The sequence below is a fragment of the Pseudomonas sp. genome (genome assembly GCF_050739995.1).
GTDB lineage: Bacteria > Pseudomonadota > Gammaproteobacteria > Pseudomonadales > Pseudomonadaceae > Aquipseudomonas.
Map to the genome: position 1 here is coordinate 1 of NZ_JBOICG010000445.1, position 2,288 is coordinate 2,288.

The window sequence follows — 2,288 nt, forward strand, 5'->3', positions numbered from 1 at the left end:
ACCCTGACCATTTCCTACGATGTGGCCCGTGGCGAACACCGTGGCCCGCGCAAACGCGAGATGAAACCCGCCGAAGTCGGCCTGGGTGACTGCATCGACTGCCAGCTGTGCGTGCAGGTCTGCCCCACCGGTATCGATATCCGCGACGGTCTGCAAATGGAATGCATCGGCTGCGCGGCGTGTATCGACGCCTGTGATTCGATCATGGACAAAATGGGTTATGCCCGTGGCTTGGTCAGCTATACCTCCGAACATCAATTGCAAGGCGGCAAAACCCACCTGCTCAGGCCACGCCTGATCGGCTACAGTGCCGTGCTGTTGGTGATGATCGCCGCGCTGGTGGTGGCCCTGGTGGGCCGGCCGATGGTGTCGCTGGACGTGACCAAGGACCGCGGCATGTTCCGCGAGAACAGCCAGGGCTTGATCGAAAACATCTACAGCCTCAAGGTCATCAACAAGACCCAGCAACGCCAGGACTACCGCCTGGAACTGGAAGACGCCGCAGGCTTCCAGCTACAAGGCAAGACCGAGATCAGCCTGGCGCCGGGGGAAATCAGCGATATACCGGTATCGGTGGTGCTGCTGGCGGAGAAACCAGCCAGCAGTTCCCAGGCCTTGCGCTTCAAGGTAACGGATGTGGATGAGCCGTGGATCTACAGCGCCGCCGACAGCCGTTTTGTAGCACCGCTGAACCGCTAAGAATTGCCATTGCGAAAACACTGGAGATCTACTGTGGGAGGGGGCAAGCCCCCTCCCACATTTTCAACCGTGTTCAGACCAAAGAATTTGTTTAAGGCCGCCATGAAACGCTACGAAAAATTCGCCGATGACATTGCAGAACTGATCCGCTCCGGCGTCCTCGGCCCTGGCCAGCGGGTGCCGTCGGTACGCTATGCCAGCCAGGCCTATGGCATCAGCCCGTCCACGGTGTTCCAGGCGTATTACCTGTTGGAGCGCCGTGGGCTGATCCGCGCACGGCCACGCTCGGGCTACTTCGTCAACTCCCACGCCCCCAGCCCTTTTTCCGAGCCGGTGGTGAGCGAACAGGTGCATGAGTCCACCGAAGTGGATGTGAGCGAACTGGTGTTTTCGGTACTCGACTCCATCAAGGACCCGAACACCGTGCCCTTCGGCTCGGCCTTCCCCAGCCCCATGCTGTTCCCGCTGCCACGCCTGGCCCGCTCCCTGGCCAGCGCCGGCCGTGAAATGGACCCGCGCCTGGTGGTCACCGACATGTCGCCGGGCAACCCGCAACTGCGCCGGCAGATTGCCCTGCGTTATATGGTTGGCGGGCTGATGCTGCCCATGGAAGAACTGCTGATCACCAACGGCGCCCTCGAAGCCCTGAACCTGTGCCTGCAAGCCGTGACCGAACCCGGCGACCTGGTGGCCATCGAAGCCCCGGCGTTCTATGCCTGCCTGCAAGTGCTGGAGCGCCTCAAGCTCAAGGCCGTGGAAATCCCCGTGCACCCGCGTGATGGCATCGACCTCAATGCCTTGTCACAAAGCCTGGAACGCTACCCGATCAAAGCGTGCTGGACCATGACTAGCTTCCAGAACCCCATGGGCGCCACGCTGCCGGAAGCCAAGAAACAGGCGTTGGTGGAACTGCTGCGCAGCCACCAGGTGCCATTGATCGAGGACGATGTGTACGCCGAGTTGTACTACGGGCAACAGGCACCAAAACCGGCCAAGGCCTTCGACACCGAAGGGTTGGTGATGCATTGCGGTTCGTTTGCCAAGAGCCTGGCGCCGGGCTACCGCGTTGGCTGGGTGGCGGCCGGGCGCTTTGCGCAGAAGGTCGAGCGCTTGAAGCTGATGACATCGTTGTGCCCGTCCATGCCGGCGCAGGCGGCGATTGCCGACTACCTGCAACATGGCGGCTATGATCGGCACCTGCGCAAACTGCGCTATGCCCTGGAGGAACAGCAGAGCGCCATGCTCGCTGCCATCGCCCGTTACTTTCCTGCACAGACGCGGGTCAGCCAGCCGGCCGGTGGGTATTTCCTGTGGCTGGAACTGCCGGAGCAGACTGACTCGCTCAAGCTGTTCCAGATGGCCTTGGCCCAAGGCATCAGCATCGCGCCGGGGCCGATTTTCTCGGCAACCCAGCGCTTCAGGAATTGCATTCGCTTGAATTACGGCAGCCCGTGGACCGAAACATCGGAGCGAGCCATGGAGACATTGGGGCGGATTGTGCGGTCGTTCTAAATGATTGAGTCGTCCCTTCTGGCGCCTTCGCGGGCAAGCCCGCTCCCACATTTAAAATGCATTCCAATGTGGGAGCG

The 2,288-nt window shown here is 61.4% G+C and carries 2 protein-coding genes; both read left to right on the top strand.

The window, feature by feature from the left end:
* Nucleotides 1-699, top strand: a 699-nt coding sequence (locus ACRESD_RS14825; RefSeq protein ID WP_431751599.1) for a 4Fe-4S dicluster domain-containing protein, incomplete at its 5' end; no start/stop codon positions are given.
* Between the two features lie 102 nt (nt 700-801).
* Entirely contained in the window at nt 802-2,211 is a 1,410-nt protein-coding gene (gene mapR / locus ACRESD_RS14830; protein ID WP_431751600.1) for a GntR family transcriptional regulator MpaR, read from the top strand.
* Nucleotides 2,212-2,288: the final 77 nt, after the last annotated feature.